Here is a 16,795-nt window from a genome sequence, read left to right on the forward strand (position 1 = left end):
CCCGATGACTCGCGTCGGCTCGGTCGCGGCGAACTTCACCCGCGATCTCGATCAGAACTACGCGCTCATCGCCCAGCTCGCCGAGGAGGCGCGGGAGCGGGGAGTCGAGTTCCTCGTCCTCCCCGAGGCCGCGATCGGCGGCTACCTCTCGTCCCTCGGCAATCACGGCGACACGGTGAAGACCACGTCGCGCTCGCTGCCGCCGGCGATCCGAGTCGACGGGCCCGAGCTCGCCCGGGTGCAGGAGATCGTGGGCGATCTGATGGTCGCGATCGGCTTCTGCGAGCTCGACGACGACGGCGAGACTCGCTACAACGCGGCCGCTCTGCTCGACGGCGGGCAGGTCTACGGCAGCTACCGCAAGGTGCACCAGCCGCTGGGCGAGCACATGTCGTACTCGGCGGGCCCGGGCTACGGCACCTTCGACACCCCCGTCGGCCGGGTCGGGCTGCAGATCTGCTACGACAAGGCCTTCCCGGAGGCGGCGCGCTCGATGGCGCTGGACGGCGCCGAGATCATCGCCTCTCTCTCGGCCTGGCCGGCCGCGCGCACGGCGACCGCCGAGAACCTGCAGGACGACCGCTGGACGTACCGCTTCAACCAGTTCGACATCGCCCGGGCGCTCGACAACCAGGTGTTCTGGCTGGCGTCGAACCAGTCGGGCACCTTCGGATCGCTCCGCTACGTGGGCAACGCGAAGGTCGTGGATCCGGGCGGGAACATCCTCGCCACCACCCTGCTCGGCGCCGGAATGGCCGTCGCCGACATCGATGTGCGCGGCACGTTCGAGGCGATGCGCGGCGGGATGTTCCACCTCCGCGACCGCCGGCCCGACGCCTACGACCTGGCCCGTGAGTGGACGGGAGGGCTGATCGATGCCTGAGATGACCTTCCACGTCCGCTGGCCCGACGGCACGGAGGAGCGCTGCTACTCGCCGAGCCTGGTGATGCACGACTTCCTCGCGGCCGGCGGTCAGTACCCGGTCGAGGACTTCGTGGCCCGCTCGAGCGAAGCGCTCGACATCGCCTCCGCCCGGGTGCAGGAGAAGTTCGGCTTCGCCTGCACCTCGGCGATGCAGCAGCGGAGCGAGATCGTCGAGACCGCGCGGCGCTTCGACGGCGGCACGGTGCGGGTGCTGGCGATGGATCCGGTGCGACCGTGATCGCGCCCGGGATGCACGTCGAGGTCGCGGTCGTCGGAGGCGGCCAGGCCGGCCTCTCGCTCAGCCGCCACCTCACCGACGACGGGGTCGACCACCTCGTCCTCGAGCGCGACACCATCGGCCACGACTGGATCGACCGCCGCTGGGACGCGTTCACCCTGGTCACTCCGAACTGGCAGTGCCGGCTCCCGGGCTACCCCTACGACGGCCCCGACCCCGACGGCTTCATGACCCGCGACGAGGTGCACGCGTGGGTGCGGCGCTACGCCGCCACGTTCGACGCCCCGATCGCCGAGCACACCGAGGTCTCCCGACTGCGCGAGCGGGCCGGAGGAGGCTTCGAGCTGGTCACGAGCGCCGGCAGCATCACGGCCGACCAGGTCGTCATCGCGACCGGCGGCTACCACCGTCCGGTGCTTCCGGCCGTCGCGTCGCGCCTCCCGCTCGACGTCGTGCAGCTGCACTCGGCCGACTACCGCTCGGCCGAGGCGCTGCCTCCGGGCGGCGTGCTCGTCGTCGGCTCCGGGCAGTCGGGTGCGCAGATCGCCGAGGACCTCTTCCTCGCCGGCCGCGACGTGCACCTCGCCCTCGGCAGCGCTCCCCGCGTCGCCCGCTTCTACCGGGGGCGCGACTGCGTCGCGTGGCTGCAGGACATGGGCGTCTACGACATCCCCGTGCACGCGCAGGTCGGCGGGCTCACCAAGCGCGAGTCGACCAACCACTACGTGACGGGGCGCGGAGGCGGTCGCGACATCGACCTCCGCGCGTTCGCCCGCGACGGCATGCATCTCTACGGCCGGCTCGCCTCGGTCGAGGGGTCGACTCTCCGCTTCGCCCCCACGGCGGAGGCGTCGCTCGACTACGCCGACTCGGTCGCCGAGTCGATCAAGGACGACATCGACCGCTTCATCGCGGCCCGTGGGATCGACGCCCCGCTCGAGGCGCGCTACGAGCCTGTCTGGCGCCCCTCCGCGGAGGTGGAGTCGGTGGACCTCGCCGCAGCGGGGATCACGAGCGTGATCTGGGCGGTCGGCTTCCGCTCCGACTACCGCTGGGTCGAGATCGGCGTCTTCGACGGCGCCGGGCACCCGACCCACCAGCGCGGGGTGACGAGCACTCCGGGGCTCTCGTTCCTGGGGCTGCCGTGGCTGCACACCTGGGGCTCGGGGCGCTTCGAGGCGATCGCGCGGGATGCCGAGCACCTCGCGTCGGAGATCCGCCGCGTGCGGGTCGGACGGCGTCTCGAGTCGGACCTCGCCGGGTAGCCTCGGCGCATGGCGGAGACGGTGATGGGGGCGGTCGCGGCGCACTTCGGTCGCGACCTCGACCGCACCCTCGCCAAGCTCCCGGGCATGATCGCGCAGGCGCGGGAGCGCTCCGTCGACCTGCTGGTGCTGCCCGACGCGACCCTGGGCGGCTACCTGCTCGACATGCGTCATCCCGGCCCCGACGACCTGCCGCCGAGCGTCGAGCTCGACGGGCCGGAGGTCGCTGCGGTGGCGGGGCTCGCGGGCGACATGACGGTCTGCTTCGGCATCTCCGAGCGCGCGCTCGAGGGCGGTCGCGACCTCCGCTACAACACGGCCGTCTGCGTGCAGGGCGGCCGCGTGATCGGCACGCATCGCAAGGTGCACCTGCCGCTGGGTGAATCGGAGGCGTACCTGCCCGGCTCGTCGTTCGCCTCCTTCGACTCGCCCGTCGGCCGCCTGGGCATGCTGATCGACTTCGACAAGACCTTCCCCGAGTCGGCGCGCTCGCTCGCCCTCGACGGGGCCGAGGTGCTGGCCTGCCTGAGCGCGTGGCCCGCGAGCGTCACCGATCGCTCCGACCGGATCCGCAACGACCGCCAGGCGCACCTGTTCGACCTCTACGACTGCGCTCGCGCCGCCGAGAACCAGGTCTACCTCGTCTCGTCGAACCAGACGGGTGTGCTCGGCGGGCTGCGCTTCCTCGGGCAGGCGAAGGTCGTCGACCCGGCCGGCGAGATCATCGCGAAGACCTGGGCGAAGGGCGGGCTCGCGCTGGCCCCGGCCGACATCTCGGCTTCCGTTGCCCGGGCCCGCCGCACGATGAACCACCTCCGCGATCGCGCGGAGCACGCGTACCGGGTCTGATGCGCGTCGCCCTGCTCACCTACTCGACCCGGCCCCGCGGCGGGGTCGTGCACACGCTGGCGCTGGCCGAGGCCCTCGCGCGGGCCGGCCACGACGTGACCGTGTGGACGCTCGCCCGGGGCGGTGACGCCTCCTTCTTCCGCGGGGTCGACCCGGCGGTGACCGTGCGGGTGGTGCCCTTCGTCTCCGTCGACGAGGAGTCGGTGGGCGACAGGATCGTGCGCTCGATCGACGCGATGGCTCTCGCCCTGCGCGGGGAGAGCGGGCTCGTGCACGCGCAGGACTGCATCTCGGCGAACGCGGCGCTCGCCGCGGGCCTCGCGCCGGTGCGGACGGTGCACCACCTGGACGACTTCACGACGCCGCAGCTGCGCGACTGCCACGACCGGGCCGTGCGGCTGCCGCGGGCGCTGCTCTGCGTCTCCGCGGCGGTCGCCTCCGACGTGCGGGCGGGCTGGGGTCGCGACGCGACCGTGATCCCGAACGGAGTCGACGCGGCCCGGTTCGCGGCCGCCGCCTCCGACCCGCTGACCGCGGCCTGGCGCGACGAGCTCGGGCCGTACGTGCTGGCGCTGGGCGGCATCGAGCCGCGCAAGGGCAGCATCGAGCTGCTGGAGGCATGGGCGCTGCTGCGGTCGCGCGGGCGCGAGGTGGCGCTGGTGCTCGGCGGGGGCGAGACGCTGTTCGACTACCGGGAGTACCGGGCCGAGTTCGATCGGCGGGTCTCGTCGCTGCGGATGTCACCGACGATCCTCGGGACGATCCCGGAGGAGCGGCTCGCCCCGCTCGTGGCCGGCGCCTCGGCCCTCGGCTTCGTCTCGGTCAAGGAGGGCTTCGGACTCGCGGCGATGGAGGCGCTCGCCGCGGGGGTGCCGGTGGTGGCGAGGGAGCTGCCGGTGATCCGCGAGGTGTTCGGCGACGCGGTCCGGTACGGCGGCGATCCGGAGTCGTTCGCGGACGCTCTCGAGGCGGCGCTCGACGGCGGGGCCGGTGGTGCCGCAGGGCGTGCGCTGGCGTTCTCGCACTCGTGGGACGACGTGGCGGCGGCGCACGTGCGGTTCTACGAGGAGCTGGCGGCCCGGTGACCCGACGCTCGATCTCGCGCATCCTCTCCGGCCTCGCCTCCGAGGACCCCGACCGGATCGTCGCGATCGCCGACGAGGGATCGCTCACGGCCCGCGAGCTCGACCGCGCGAGCAACCGTCTCGCCCGCGCCTACCGCGAGCTCGGGGTCGGGACCGACGACCTCGTCACGGTGTCGCTCCCCAACTCGCTCGACGCGATCGTCGTCTGCGCCGCGATCTGGAAGGCGGGCGCGACTCCGCAGCCCGTCTCGACCGAGCTGTCAGCGGAGGAGCGCGCCGCGGTCGAGCAGGTGGCGGCGCCGGCGCTGGTGGTCGGCGCCGCCTCCGCGACCGTGCCGTGGCGCCCGGGCGACTGGCGGCCGGAGGGGTCGGACGAGCCCCTCGACGACCGCTGGGCCGCGTCGTGGAAGGCACCCGCCTCCTCCGGCAGCACCGGACGGCCGAAGGTCGTGCTCGCGAGCGGGCCGGCGCTGCTCGATCCGGAGGCGCCGGTCGCCGCGTTCCTGCCGCTCGCGGGGGTGCAGCTCGTGGCCGGACCGCTGATGCACTCGGCGACCTTCACCTACGCCTTCCGCGGGCTGATGACGGGGCAGACGCTGGTGATCCTGCCGCGCTTCGACGGGCGACGGGTGCTCGAGGCGATCGCCCGGCACCGCGTGACGTGGACGCTGCTCGTGCCCACGACGATCCGGCGGCTGCTGCTCTGCGACCGCGCGGACTGCGATGTCTCGTCGCTCGAGCTGGTGCTCCACCTCGGTGCCCCGTGCCCGCCCGAGGACAAGCGGGCGCTGATCGACTGGCTCGGGGCGTCGCGGGTGGTCGAGGTGTACGCGGGCAGCGAGTCGAACGGGCTCACGATGATCCGCGGCGAGGAGTGGCTGGAGCGCCCCGGCAGCGTCGGGCGGCCGATCGGCGGGACCACGCTGCGGATCCTGCGCGACGACGGATCGGAGGCGGCCGTCGGCGAGACGGGGCGGATCTGGATGCACCGCGGGGACCCCGCCTACCGCTACCTCGGGGGAGCCTCGTCGCGCACCTCCGACGGCTGGGACACGCTCGGCGACGTCGGCCGCGTGGACGCCGACGGGTACTTGTGGGTGCTCGACCGCGCCGACGACCTGATCCTGCGCGGCGGGGTCAACGTGTACCCGATCGAGGTCGAGCGGGTACTGGAGGCGCACCCTCTCGTGCGCGGTGCGGTCGCGTTCGGCGTGCCCGACGACGATCTGGGGCGGGCGATCGAGGCGGTGGTCGACGTCGGGGACGCCGTGGTCGACGGTGGCGAGCTGCTCGCGTCGGCGAACGCGCGGCTGGGGCGCGAGCGCCGCCTCCGCGCGCTGCGGATGGTGCGGGAGCCGCTGCGCAGCGACGCGGGCAAGGTGCGGCGGTCGTCGTTCGGGGCGGCGGGCGAGCGGGCGGATGCGGTAGACCTGAGCCCATGACGACCGACGAGAGTCCTGACGCGCTGACGCCTCCCGAAGAGATCGACGCGCTGATCGCGAAGCACCCGGACTGGCGCGGAACGCTCCTCGCCGAGGCGCGGCGCGTCATCCTCGCGGCCGATCCGGGCATCGTCGAGGAGTGGAAGTGGATGGGGGCGCCCGTCTGGGAGTTCGACGGGATCCTCGTCGTCGGCAACATCTTCAAGACCAAGGTGAAGCTCGGCTTCATGTACGGGGCGTCGCTGCCCGATCCCGCCGGGATCTTCAACGGCGAGCTGGGCGGCAACCAGCGCCGCTCGGTCGAGTTCGCCGAGGGCGACGCGCTGGACGAGGAGGCGCTCACCGCGCTCGTCCGCGCCGCCATCGCGCGCAACAGCGCGGCACGCGCCGCGCGCCCGGTGCGCGCCAAGAAGTAGGCGCCCGATGCTGGTCGAGTAGCCCCGCAGGGGCGTATCGAGACCCACCAGCTTCAGCAGCCCAGTCTTCTGCCCCGGCCTTCTGAAGGACGTGGATCTCGATACGCCCGCTGCGCGGGCTACTCGATCAGCGAGGGAGGGCCACGCGCCTGAGGTCACGTCCATCCGTCACGAACGACCCGTGACACGGTGCGTCTTCGACGGATCGATCGCTCGCACGCTGGTGGGTCTCGAGCCGAGAAGCCGAACTCGCGCGCCGGATGTCCGCACCGGTGTCGATATCCGCCTGCGCCGTTCGACGCCAGAGTAGGAGGGCGCAGAGAGCGCCCCACTGAGCAGACGGAGAACCCCATGAAGTACATGCTGATCATGCGCGCGACCGACGCCGCCAAGGAGGCCTACGCGGCCATCCCCTTCGACGAGATCATCACGAGGATGGGCGAGTACAACGAGTCGATGATGAAGGCCGGCATCCTGCTCGCGGGCGACGGCCTCGCCGACGACGTCGCGACCACTGGCTTCGTCGTCGACTTCGCCTCGGAGCCGCCCGCCGTCACCGACGGCCCCTACGGCGAGACCCACGAGCTGTTCAACGGCTTCTGGATGATCCAGGTCTCCTCGAAGGAGGAGGCGAAGGAGTGGGCGCTGCGCTGCCCGCTCGTCCCCGGCAACAAGCTCGAGGTGCGCCGCGTGACCGACGAGAGCGACTTCGCCGACTTCGCCGACAACGAGTTCGTGCAGAAGGAGGCGGGCTGGCGCGAGGAGCAGGCCGCCCGCGACTGAGATGGACGACATCCGGGCGAGCGTCGCCGCGGTGTGGCGCATCGAGAGCGCCCGCATCGTGGCGACGCTCGCCAGGGCCACGGGTGATGTCGGCCAGGCCGAGGACCTCGCCCAGGAGGCGCTCGTCGAGGCGCTGCAGCAGTGGCCGGAGTCGGGGGTGCCGCGGAGTCCCGGGGCCTGGCTGACGACCGTCGCGAAGCGCCGCGCGATCGACGGCTGGCGGCGCCGCGCCGCGCTCGACGACCGCTACCGCCTCCTCGCCCGCGATCTCGAGGAGGGCGTCGACGACACCTGGGAGCCGATCGACGACGACGTCCTGCGACTGGTCTTCACGGCCTGCCACCCGGTGCTGTCGAGGGAGGCGAGCATCGCCCTCACGCTGCGCCTCGTCGGTGGACTCGGCACCGACGTCATCGCCCGGATGTTCCTCGTCCCGGTCGCGACGGTGCAGCAGCGCATCGTCCGGGCCAAGAAGTCGCTGGCGGCGGCCGGCGTGCCGTTCGAGGTGCCGGAGCCGTCGGAGTGGAGGGCGCGGCTCGACGCGGTGCTCGGCGTCGTCTACCTGATCTTCACGGAGGGGTACGCCGCCACCTCCGGTGATCGCTGGCTCCGGACCGAGGTCGCGAACGAGGCGCTGCGGCTGGGGCGCGTGCTGGCGGGGCTCCTGCCGCGCGAGCCCGAGGTGCTGGGGCTCGTGGCGCTGATGGAGCTGCAGGCGTCGCGATTCGCGGCGCGCACCGCGGCCGACGGGTCGCCCGTGCTGCTCGAGGATCAGGACCGCACCCGGTGGGATCGCGCGCAGATCTCTCGCGGCCGTGCGGCTCTCCTCCGTGCGGATCGCGTGGGCCGGGGACGCGGCGCCTACGGACTGCAGGCGGCGATCGCCGAGTGCCACGCGGTCGCGCCGAGTGTCGCCGAGACCGACTGGGAGCGGATCGTGCTGCTCTACGAGGTCCTCGGGCGGGTGGCGCCGAGCCCGGTCGTCGAGCTCAACCGCGCGGTGGCCGTGTCGATGGCGACCGGTCCCGCCTCCGCGCTGCTGATCGTCGACCGCCTCGGGTCGGAGGGGGCGCTGCGGGGCTCGCACCTGCTCCCGAGCGTGCGGGGCGAGCTGCTGCTGCGTCTCGGGCGGCGGGCGGAGGCGCGCGCCGAGTTCGCGACGGCCGCCTCCCTCGCCGGCAACGACCGCACCCGCGCCCTGCTGGAGTCGCGCGCCGCGTCGCTCTGAAGGCGCCCGGTCGCCGCGCGAGTCTCCACTAGTCGTCGTGCTCGGCACTCGAGTACGACGACTTCTGCGGAATCGGCGGGCTACGCCTCCGTCACCAGGCCGTCGGCCACGCGCCACTGGCGGGTGAGCTGCACCGTCTCCAGCATGCGCCGGTCGTGGGTGACCAGCAGCAGCGTCCCCTCGTACGCCTCGAGCGCCTGCTCGAGCTGCTCGATCGCGGCCAGGTCGAGGTGGTTCGTCGGCTCGTCGAGCACCAGGAGGTTCGTGCCGCGCGCCTGCAGCAGCGCCAGCGCCGCCCGCGTCCGCTCGCCCGGCGACAGCTCGCCGACCCGCCTCGACACGTGGTCGGCCTTCAGCCCGAACTTCGCCAGCAGGGTCCGCACCTCGGCGGTCGGCCACTCGGGCACGAGCGCCTCGAACGCGTCGGCGAGCGGCACGTCGGAGGCGAGCATCGCGCGGGCCTGGTCGATCTCGCCGATCGCGACGCTCGCGCCGAGCGACGCGCCACCCTCCTCCGGGACCGACCGCCCCAGCAGCAGCGAGAGCAGCGTCGACTTGCCGGCGCCGTTGGGCCCCGTGATGCCGATGCGGTCGCCCGCGTCGACCTGCAGCGACACCGGACCGAGGGTGAACGTGCCCCGCCGTGCGACCGCGCCGTTGAGCGTCGACACCACCGAGCTCGAGCGCGGGGCCGAGCCGATCGTGAAGGCGAGCTGCCACTCCTTGCGCGGCTCCTCGACCTCCTCGAGGCGCGCGATGCGGCTCTCCATCTGGCGCACCTTCTGGCCCTGCTTCTCGCTCGACTCCATCGAGGCCTTGCGGCGGATCTTGTCGTTGTCGGGCGACTTCTTCATCGCGTTGCGCACGCCCTGGCTCGACCACTCGCGCTGGGTCCGCGCGCGCGACACGAGGTCGGCCTTGGTGTCGGCGAACTCCTCGTACTTCTCGCGCCGCTGACGCCGCGCGGTCTCGCGCTCCTCGAGGAACGCGTCGTAGCCGCCTCCGTAGACCGAGTTCGTGCCCTGGGCGAGCTCGAGCTCGAGCACCCGGGTCACACTGCGCGCCAGGAACTCGCGGTCGTGGCTGACGAGGACCACTCCGCCGCGCAGCCCCCGGACGAACGCCTCGAGCCGCTCGAGCCCGTCGAGATCGAGGTCGTTGGTCGGCTCGTCGAGCAGCACGATGTCGAAGCGCGAGAGCAGCAGTGCGGCGAGGCCGACGCGCGCCGCCTGGCCGCCCGACAGCGAGGTCATGGTCGAGGAGGCCGAGACGCCCGGCTCCCCGAAGGCGAGCCCCAGGTCGGCGAGCACGACCGGCGTCCGCTCGTCGAGGTCGGCCGCGCCGCTCGCGAGCCAGCGGTCGAGCGCGAGCGCGTAGCGGTCGGCGATGCTCCCGTCGGGGTCCGGCTCGGCGAGGGCGGAGGCGGCGGTGTCGAGCTCGGCCGAGGCCTCCGCGCAGCCGGTGCGGCGGGCGATGTAGCCGGCCACCGTCTCGCCGTCGCGGCGCTCGTGCTCCTGGGGCAGCCAGCCGACGAAGGCGTCGCCCGGCGCGAGCACGACGGTGCCCTCGAGCGGAGGGATCTCGCCGGCGAGGATGCGCAGGAGCGTCGACTTGCCCGCTCCGTTGGCGCCGACCACGCCGACGACGTCTCCCGGAGCGACCGTGAGGTCGAGTCCGTCGAACAGGGTGCGGTGCGCATAGCCTCCGGAGAGGCCCTTGGCGACGAGAGTGGCGGTCACCGCTCCAGGGTAGGCGGCGCGCCCCCGCCCGCGTCCCGGATCGGCCTCGCGTCTAGGATGAGCGGATGAGCGACACCACGGCCAGGAGCGGCGCGGGGTACTGGTATCCCGACGAGTCGTCCACGCGGCGCGCTGTCGAGGTGCTCAGCGCGATGCGCACCTACCGGGTGTCCGAGATCTCGATGCGGCGCCGGACCCGCGAGAAGATGGCGATGGGCGAGACCGACCTGATCGCGGTCCAGTTCCTGCTGCGTCAGCAGCGCGGCGGAGTCGTCGTCAGCGCGAAGGACCTCGCGACGCACCTCTCGATCTCGTCGGCGTCGACCACCGTGCTGATCGACCGGCTCGTGCGCAGCGGCCACCTCGTCCGGAAGCCGCATCCGACCGATCGCCGCGGCATCGTCGTCGAGGCGACGCCCGACAGCGACCAGGAGGTGCGTGCGACGCTCAAGCAGATGCATCGGCGGATGCTCGAGATCGCGGAGGACCTCGACGCGCGCGAGGCCGAGGCCGTGGTGAACTTCCTCCGTCGGATGAGCTCGGCGGTCGACGAGATCGACGCCGAGGAAGCATCCGAGACCGAGAATTAGCTAGACAAGCTAGTAAAGAGTCGGACTAGATATAGGCTGGCCCCATGGGTCAATTCCTCTACGGCACTCCGCCGGCCGTGATCGAGATCGAGGACCGGACCCTCGCCCACCTCCAGATCGTCGTCTACGCGAAGTTCCGGCGCGACGAGCGCTTCAGCCTGACCCTCGACTCGATGCCCGAGGGCGCGCGGGGGCGGCACTCCTTCTGGATGAACCCGAACATCGCGCTGCAGTTCCACTTCGCCGGCAGCCGCCAGCCGACCATCAACCCGACCTGGGTCGAGGCCCTGATGGACGCGGCGAACGGCGGCGGGGGCCTGCGGATCCTGCCCGAGCCGCGCGCCTAGGCCTGCGAGACGCGGACCATGTTGCCGGACGGGTCGCGGAACGCGCAGTCCCGCGGGCCCCAGCTCTGCTCGATCGGCTCCTGCAGCACCTCTGCTCCGGAGGCGCGCACCGACTCGAAGGTCGCGTCGAGGTCGCTCGCGCGGAAGACCAGCATGGGCAGCACGCCCTTCGTCAGGAGCTCCTGGAGGGCGTCGCCGTCGGCCTGCGAGCGCCCGGCGTGCGGGACGGAGAGCGTGAGGCCGAGGCCCGGCTGCGCGTCGCTGCCGAGAGTGACCCAGCGGAAGCCTCCGTTCGCCACGTCCATGACGACGTCCAGGCCGAGGGCGTCGCCGTAGAAGGCGATCGACTCGTCGACGTCGGTGACGGTGATGTTCACGTACTGCAACTCGATGCTCATGGCGGCGACTCTATGCCGCGCGTCCGACGCGCCGCTTCTCCGGTCCTGCTCGATGCGGAGGGGGGGAAGGCGCAATGCATGCTGGTCGAGCCCGCAGCCCCGCAGGGGGCGTATCGAGACCCACCGGCGTCAGCAGGTCAGGCGTCTGTGCCGGCCTGCTGACGGACGTGGATCTCGATACGCCCGTTGCGCGGGCTACTCGATCAGCGAGGAGGGCATGGAGGGCATGCACTGCAGGTAGTCGTGTCAGCGCGCGGGCGCCGCGGCCGCGCGCAGCGGTCGCGTCCGGAAGCGCGCTATGCAGGCGGGCATCGCCTCGACGGCGTCGTGCGGGCCGTCGCGGTAGGCCGAGGGGGAGCGGCCCACGATCTCGGTGAACCGCGCGCTGAACGAGCCGAGCGACGTGCAGCCGACCGCCAGGCACGCGTCCGTGACGCTCGCCCCGGCGCGCAGCAGGGCCATCGCCCGCTCGATGCGCCGCGTCATCAGGTAGCTGTACGGAGTCTCGCCGTAGGCCGCCCGGAAGCACCGCGCGAAGTGCGACGGGGACATCAGAGCCCGCGCCGCCATCGTCGGCACGTCGAGTGGACGGGCGTACTCGCGGTCGATCAGGTCGCGGGCGCGCCGCAGATGCGCGAGGTTCTCGAGCTCCTGCGGGGTCACGACTCCGACGATAGACCCGGGGCCGGATCTCCTAAGGTGGACGGGTGCGCTGGGGTCGGCGCCGCGAGAGGCACGCCATGCGCACCAGAGCACTCGGAGGCGCCGCCGTCGCCCTCGCCGTCACCGCGGCACTGGCCGGCTGCTCCGCGCCCAGCCCGACTCCGACGGTCACGGTCACCGTCTTCGCCACGGCGACGCCGACACCCGACCCGACCGTCACCGCCGCGCTGCCGCAGTCGACCGCGACCGTCTTCGTGCCGGTCCCCGAGGTGACCGTCACGATCACTCCGAACCCCGTGCCCGAGATCCCCGAGACGGCCTACGCGGTCGACAACGGAGCGGTGCCCGGCGCGGGCGGCGAGCCGACGCGCGACGGCGCGGGCGAGATCGTCGGCTACACGGTGGTGCAGGGCGACACGTTCTTCGACATCGCCCAGCGCTTCGGCATCCCGGTGCAGCAGCTCCTGCGGATGAATCCGACGATCGCGGGAGCCGGCACCGCGGTCTACATCGGCTCGGTCATCAACCTCGACGCGAGCACGCTCGGCTGAGCGGAGCTACTGCGACTTCGGCAGGACGTGGAAGGCGAGCGCGAGCGACGCCGAGATCATCAGGATCCCGCCGAAGAAGAGGAAGCCGGCGATGTCGGGCAGCAGGAACGAGTTGCCGAGAACGAGGATCCCGCCGAGGAAGAGCACGAACGAGAGGACGACGCCCAGACCAGTCATGCCCTCATCGTACGGGGCTCACGGCAGGAGGAGGTTCTCGAGCTCGCGGGGCTCGGAGACCAGGGCGATGGTGCCGACGGCCTCGACAGGGGAGCCGTAGCCCCACTCGACCATGATCGTCGGGATGCCGTGCGCGGCGGCGCCGTGCACGTCGTGCTCGCGATCGCCGACCATCACGGGCGACGAGAGATCGACGTCGAGCGCGCGGAGGCGGCGCAGCGCCTCCTCGACGACATCGGCCTTCGCGCTGCGCACCTCGTCCTCCGATGCGCCGCAGATGATCGTGAAGTACTGCGCGAGTCCGTAGTGCTCGAGGACGCGGATGGCCGCCGACTCCGGCTTCGACGTGGCGAGCGAGAGCGGGATGCCCGCCTCGGCGATGCGCGCGAGGATCTCGGGGACGCCGGGGTAGACGCTCGAGTCGAAGAGTCCGCCCGCGTTGTAGCGGCGGCGGTAGACGGCGAGAGCGGCCTGCGCCTCGTCGACGCTCATGCCGCCGAGCTCGCGGAAGGCGTCGAGCAGGGGCGGTCCGACGTAGGTGAGCAGCTCGACGGGCAGGGGCACCGGGCGGCCGAGCTCGACGAAGGTGTCGACGAGCGTGCCGGTGATGCCGGGCGCCGAGTCGGTGATCGTGCCGTCGAGGTCGAAGAGGATGCACGACCAGGTCTTCGCCGCGGTGCCGTCGTGGCCGGCGGGCGCGAGAGTGGTGTCGGACATGGCGGGCTCCTGACCTCGAGGGACGCGGTGACTCCGACGCTGCTCCGCCGGGCTGACACTCTACGGGCGTTCGATGTCGGCGGCGTGTCAGGGCTCGGCGCGCAGGGCGTCCTCGATGAACGAGCGCGTGATGACCTGCGCGAGGGAGCCCGGATCGAGCTGGACGGCCACGAAGTCGGCGGTGTCGATGAGGGCGAAGGCGTCGCGTCCGGGCAGCACCAGCATCTGGACGCGCGGGTGCTGCTGCCGGGGGACGGCGGCGCGCACCTCGTCGGTCGAGGTGAAGAGGGGCAGCACCTGCTCGCCGGTGGTGGTGGCGACGGTGCGCACGTGCGGGACGCCGCCCGGCTGCGATCCGGTCACGTCGACGACGAGCGAGCCGGCGAGGCACGCGTCGAGCAGGCGCGTCACTCCCTCGCGGGTCGGCTCGGCGACCAGCGCCTCGAGCGCCTCCCTCGCGGGGGCATTGCGGGCGGGGCCCGGCCTCAGGGGACGTGCGGGGGGTCCGCCTCTCGGAGTCATGACTCCACGCTATCGGGGGTCGCATCTCATGCCGCTCGAATGAGCGCGGTAATCGACGGTTGACGGCGACCTCCGAGAATCAGGCCGTCTCGAGAGGCATTGTCATGGATATCCACCCTTCGAATGCACTGAAAGACGTCGGAGGATGCCGATAAGCGTGACGATCGACAGAAGAAGGGGTAACGTCTTCATCGATCCGATGCTCATCACGGTCGGATCCGCGGGTCCGTTCCCTTTCGGGTTCGATCCCCTTCGATACGAGCCTGTCCGATACTCGCGGACAGTCGCACATCGGATCCGGATGCACATCGAGCCTGAGAACACACCGGGGTCCGGAATGCACCCGGTCAGAAGAAGACACCGGATCCGAGAATGCACCGGATCCGATACACGCCGGATCCGACGCGACTCGGATCCGACACACACTGGAGGAAAAAGTGGCACAGAAGATCACGCTCGTCGACGACATCGATGGCACCCCTATCGATTCGGGAGAAGGCGGAACCGTTCGATTCAGCGTCGACGGAGCCAACTACGAGATCGACCTGGGCCCCGACAACATCGCCGCGCTGCACTCGGCCCTCGAGAAGTTCGTCTCGAGCGCTCGCCGCGTCGGATCGCGCCCCGCTGCCGCCTCCTCCGTCGCGACCGCGTCCAAGAGCGACCCCAAGCAGCTCAAGGCCGTCCGCGAGTGGGCCAACGCCAACGGACACCAGGTCTCCGACCGCGGCCGCATCCCCGCCGAGGTCCAGGCCGCGTACCAGGCGGCCCACAAGTAGGCCGCCTCTCCCGCTTCGCAGAGGGCCCCCGTCGATATCTCTCGCGGGGGCCTTTCGTCTGCCAGACGCGTCTCGTTCGAGCGGTGCGAGAAGAGCACGCCCGTCTGCCGCCCCGCATGCTGGTCGAGTAGCCCCGCAGGGGCGTATCGAGACCCACCAGCGTCAGCAGATCAGCTTCTGCCCCGGCCTTCTGGCGGACGTGGATCTCGATACGCCCGCTGCGCGGGCTACTCGATCAGCGAGGACGGAGCCGCCCGCGGGAGGACTCTTCTCCGAGAGAAAGCGCAAGATCGCTGGTCGAGTAGCCCCGCAGGGGCGTATCGAGACCCATCGACTTGTGCAGATGAGGCTTCTGCCCTGGCCTTCTGACGCGGGTGGATCTCCATACGCCCGATCAGCGGGGGATCAGAACAGTCGCGTGTGCGAGTCGTCGACGCCGCGCATGGTGTCGTAATCGAGGACCACGCAGCGGATTCCGCGATCCTGAGCGAGAGTCCGCGCCTGGGGCTTGATCTCCTGTGCGGCGAAGACTCCGGTGACCGGCGAGAGATGCGGATCCCTGTTCATCAATTCGAGATAGCGGGTGAGCTGCTCGACTCCGTCGATCTCTCCGCGGCGCTTGATCTCGACGGCGACAGCGGCGCCACGGGAATCCCGAGCGAGGATGTCGACCGGTCCGATCGCCGTCATGTACTCGCGGCGGACCAGGGTGTGCCCCTCGCCGAGAAGGTCGATCTGCTCGGCGAGAAGGCGCTGCAGATGCGCCTCCACTCCGTCTTTCACGAGCCCGGGATCGATGCCCAGCTCGTGAGCGGAATCGTGGAGGACTTCGTGGATCGAGACGATCAGCGCATCGCCGGTCTTCTTGTGCGCGACCGTCCACTGCTCGACGACACCCGCCTCCTTCGCCGCATCGTCGGGCTCGCCGGTGATCAGCGTGCAGGGCGGGCTCATCCAGTTGAGCGGCTTGTACGAGCCGCCGTCGGAGTGCACGAGGACGCTGCCGTCGGCCTTGACCAGCAGCAGGCGGGTGGCGAGGGGGAGGTGGGCGCTGAGGCGGCCGGAGTAGTCGACCGAGCAGCGCGCGATGACGAGGCGCACTCGTCGAGGATAGACGCCGCGTCACTCCTGGCCGGGTGTCGACCGGCGTCGGCCGAGGGGAGGCGACGGGGGAGCGTCGGCCAGGGAGGCGCGGAGGGCGATCGCGAACTCGGCCGGCGACTCGACCCAGGGGTAGTGCCCGCACGACTCGATCCAGGCGAGGCTGCCGTGCGGGAAGAGCGCGGCGAGCTCCCCGAGCGGCGTCGAGCCGGCCAGCGCGTCGTCCTCGCCGCCGAGGACGACGACCGGGCAGGCGACCTGCGCGAGTGCGCGGCGGAGCGCTGGGGCGTCGATCGTGGCGGGGAAGGCTGCGAACGCCTCCGGGTACCAGCGCGCGGCGCTCTCGTGGGCGCGGGCGCCATCGTCCCAGGTCGACCAGCCGAGGGGAGCGGCGCGGCGCACGAGCGCGAGGCGGCGGTCCGGATCGCGCTCCGTGTCGCCGGACACGAGCGCGTCGATCGCCGCCTCGGTCCACTCCTCACGGCGACGGCGCCGGGCGATGGCGACGCGGTCGTCGCCGTCGATGCCGAGCCAGGCCGTCCCGGGGGCGATCAGCAGCAGGTGCGCGATCCGCTCGGGGGCGCGGGCCGCGTAGACCAGCGCGGAGCGGCATCCGGTGGCGTGCGCGATCAGATCGACGGAGTCGACGCCGAGGTGCGCGCGGAGATCCTCGAGGTCGTCGGCGAGGGCGGCGAACGAGCTCGCGGGTGTCGAGGCCGACAGGCCGACGCCGCGGGGGTGGAGCACGAGGATGCGGCGGGCGGCGGCGACGGGGGCGAAGGCTCCGAGGTAGTCGGGGTGCCGGCCGGGCCCGCCGGGGACGGCGATCAGCGGTGGGCCGTCGGCGGTGCCGTGCTCGTCGACGTGGAGGGTCGCTCCGTCACGCGCCTCGAATCGCACTGCGTCCCCCTCCGCTGTGCCTAGGAGCCTATTGGCGGCGCGGTCCCGGTGCGCGGGGGATGTCGGGCTCGCGGATTCGC

Annotated in this window: 21 protein-coding genes; 13 read left to right on the forward strand and 8 right to left on the reverse strand. The window is 71.9% G+C overall.

Annotated features, from left to right (window positions below; all coding sequences use genetic code 11):
* Window positions 1–4 precede the first annotated feature (4 nt).
* The 9 genes from GRS96_RS02975 (at window position 5) to GRS96_RS03015 (ending at window position 8,231) form a co-directional block, all read left to right on the forward strand.
* Complete coding sequence (locus GRS96_RS02975) at window positions 5–883, forward strand: carbon-nitrogen hydrolase family protein (protein ID WP_159987684.1); 879 nt, start codon at window positions 5–7, stop codon at window positions 881–883.
* Complete coding sequence (locus GRS96_RS02980) at window positions 876–1,163, forward strand: MSMEG_0570 family nitrogen starvation response protein (RefSeq protein WP_159856021.1); 288 nt, start codon at window positions 876–878, stop codon at window positions 1,161–1,163. The genes GRS96_RS02975 and GRS96_RS02980 overlap by 8 nt, the downstream gene beginning before the upstream one ends.
* The gene (locus GRS96_RS02985) at window positions 1,160–2,428 is read left to right on the forward strand and encodes an MSMEG_0569 family flavin-dependent oxidoreductase (protein ID WP_236553550.1); all 1,269 of its coding nucleotides are present in this window, start codon (window positions 1,160–1,162) and stop codon (window positions 2,426–2,428) included. Before GRS96_RS02980 ends, GRS96_RS02985 begins: the two co-directional genes overlap by 4 nt.
* 9 nt (window positions 2,429–2,437) lie before the next feature.
* The gene (locus tag GRS96_RS02990) at window positions 2,438–3,277 is read left to right on the forward strand and encodes a carbon-nitrogen hydrolase family protein (RefSeq protein ID WP_159987685.1); all 840 of its coding nucleotides are present in this window, start codon (window positions 2,438–2,440) and stop codon (window positions 3,275–3,277) included.
* The gene (locus tag GRS96_RS02995; protein ID WP_159987686.1) at window positions 3,277–4,362 is read left to right on the forward strand and encodes an MSMEG_0565 family glycosyltransferase; all 1,086 of its coding nucleotides are present in this window, start codon (window positions 3,277–3,279) and stop codon (window positions 4,360–4,362) included. The genes GRS96_RS02990 and GRS96_RS02995 overlap by 1 nt, the downstream gene beginning before the upstream one ends.
* The gene (locus GRS96_RS03000; RefSeq protein WP_159987687.1) at window positions 4,359–5,804 is read left to right on the forward strand and encodes an AMP-binding protein; all 1,446 of its coding nucleotides are present in this window, start codon (window positions 4,359–4,361) and stop codon (window positions 5,802–5,804) included. The genes GRS96_RS02995 and GRS96_RS03000 overlap by 4 nt, the downstream gene beginning before the upstream one ends.
* Complete coding sequence (locus GRS96_RS03005; RefSeq protein ID WP_159856013.1) at window positions 5,801–6,220, forward strand: DUF1801 domain-containing protein; 420 nt, start codon at window positions 5,801–5,803, stop codon at window positions 6,218–6,220. The genes GRS96_RS03000 and GRS96_RS03005 overlap by 4 nt, the downstream gene beginning before the upstream one ends.
* A 351-nt stretch (window positions 6,221–6,571) precedes the next feature.
* Window positions 6,572–7,003 (forward strand): YciI family protein, encoded by a 432-nt coding sequence (locus GRS96_RS03010; RefSeq protein ID WP_159856012.1) that lies wholly within the window; start codon window positions 6,572–6,574, stop codon window positions 7,001–7,003.
* Window position 7,004: 1 nt separating this feature from the next.
* On the forward strand, window positions 7,005–8,231 hold the full coding sequence (locus GRS96_RS03015; RefSeq protein ID WP_159856010.1) for an RNA polymerase sigma factor: 1,227 nt from the start codon (window positions 7,005–7,007) through the stop codon (window positions 8,229–8,231).
* 80 nt (window positions 8,232–8,311) lie between these two features.
* Here the strand turns inward: GRS96_RS03015 and GRS96_RS03020 are convergent, their stop codons facing one another.
* On the reverse strand, window positions 8,312–9,970 hold the full coding sequence (locus GRS96_RS03020; protein WP_159987688.1) for an ABC-F family ATP-binding cassette domain-containing protein: 1,659 nt from the start codon (window positions 9,968–9,970) through the stop codon (window positions 8,312–8,314).
* A gap of 65 nt (window positions 9,971–10,035) precedes the next feature.
* Here GRS96_RS03020 and GRS96_RS03025 point away from each other — a divergent pair, with 65 nt between their 5' ends.
* Window positions 10,036–10,560, forward strand: coding sequence for a MarR family winged helix-turn-helix transcriptional regulator (locus tag GRS96_RS03025; RefSeq protein WP_159856006.1), 525 nt, complete (start codon window positions 10,036–10,038; stop codon window positions 10,558–10,560).
* Between the two features lie 44 nt (window positions 10,561–10,604).
* Entirely contained in the window at window positions 10,605–10,907 is a 303-nt protein-coding gene (locus GRS96_RS03030) for a DUF7882 family protein (protein WP_159856004.1), read from the forward strand.
* Here GRS96_RS03030 and GRS96_RS03035 read toward each other — a convergent pair.
* Together GRS96_RS03035 and GRS96_RS03040 are read right to left on the reverse strand one after the other, a co-directional pair.
* Window positions 10,904–11,305, reverse strand: a complete 402-nt coding sequence (locus GRS96_RS03035) for a VOC family protein (RefSeq protein ID WP_159856002.1) — start codon at window positions 11,303–11,305, stop codon at window positions 10,904–10,906. The genes GRS96_RS03030 and GRS96_RS03035 overlap by 4 nt on opposite strands.
* 246 nt (window positions 11,306–11,551) lie before the next feature.
* Window positions 11,552–11,968, reverse strand: coding sequence for a helix-turn-helix transcriptional regulator (locus GRS96_RS03040; RefSeq protein ID WP_159856000.1), 417 nt, complete (start codon window positions 11,966–11,968; stop codon window positions 11,552–11,554).
* 77 nt (window positions 11,969–12,045) lie between these two features.
* Here GRS96_RS03040 and GRS96_RS03045 point away from each other — a divergent pair, with 77 nt between their 5' ends.
* A complete protein-coding gene (locus tag GRS96_RS03045; RefSeq protein WP_159987689.1) occupies window positions 12,046–12,519 on the forward strand; it encodes a LysM peptidoglycan-binding domain-containing protein in 474 nt (157 codons plus the stop codon).
* 6 nt (window positions 12,520–12,525) lie between these two features.
* Here the strand turns inward: GRS96_RS03045 and GRS96_RS03050 are convergent, their stop codons facing one another.
* The 3 genes from GRS96_RS03050 to GRS96_RS03060 all read right to left on the reverse strand — a co-directional run bounded on the left by GRS96_RS03050 (window position 12,526) and on the right by GRS96_RS03060 (window position 13,935).
* Complete coding sequence (locus GRS96_RS03050) at window positions 12,526–12,696, reverse strand: hypothetical protein (protein ID WP_159855998.1); 171 nt, start codon at window positions 12,694–12,696, stop codon at window positions 12,526–12,528.
* Window positions 12,697–12,714: 18 nt separating this feature from the next.
* The gene (locus tag GRS96_RS03055) at window positions 12,715–13,413 is read right to left on the reverse strand and encodes an HAD hydrolase-like protein (RefSeq protein ID WP_159987690.1); all 699 of its coding nucleotides are present in this window, start codon (window positions 13,411–13,413) and stop codon (window positions 12,715–12,717) included.
* 87 nt (window positions 13,414–13,500) lie between these two features.
* Window positions 13,501–13,935, reverse strand: a complete 435-nt coding sequence (locus tag GRS96_RS03060) for an SseB family protein (RefSeq protein WP_159855994.1) — start codon at window positions 13,933–13,935, stop codon at window positions 13,501–13,503.
* 437 nt (window positions 13,936–14,372) lie between these two features.
* On the opposite strand from GRS96_RS03060, the gene GRS96_RS03065 reads away from it, so the two are divergent.
* Entirely contained in the window at window positions 14,373–14,714 is a 342-nt protein-coding gene (locus tag GRS96_RS03065) for a histone-like nucleoid-structuring protein Lsr2 (protein ID WP_159855992.1), read from the forward strand.
* Between the two features lie 405 nt (window positions 14,715–15,119).
* Here the strand turns inward: GRS96_RS03065 and nucS are convergent, their stop codons facing one another.
* Window positions 15,120–15,815 (reverse strand): endonuclease NucS, encoded by a 696-nt coding sequence (gene nucS / locus GRS96_RS03070; RefSeq protein ID WP_159855990.1) that lies wholly within the window; start codon window positions 15,813–15,815, stop codon window positions 15,120–15,122.
* A gap of 21 nt (window positions 15,816–15,836) precedes the next feature.
* Window positions 15,837–16,715, reverse strand: a complete 879-nt coding sequence (locus GRS96_RS03075) for an alpha/beta fold hydrolase (protein ID WP_159987691.1) — start codon at window positions 16,713–16,715, stop codon at window positions 15,837–15,839.
* Window positions 16,716–16,795: the final 80 nt, after the last annotated feature.

The sequence above is a fragment of the Rathayibacter sp. VKM Ac-2803 genome, assembly GCF_009807175.1.
Lineage (GTDB): Bacteria > Actinomycetota > Actinomycetes > Actinomycetales > Microbacteriaceae > Rathayibacter.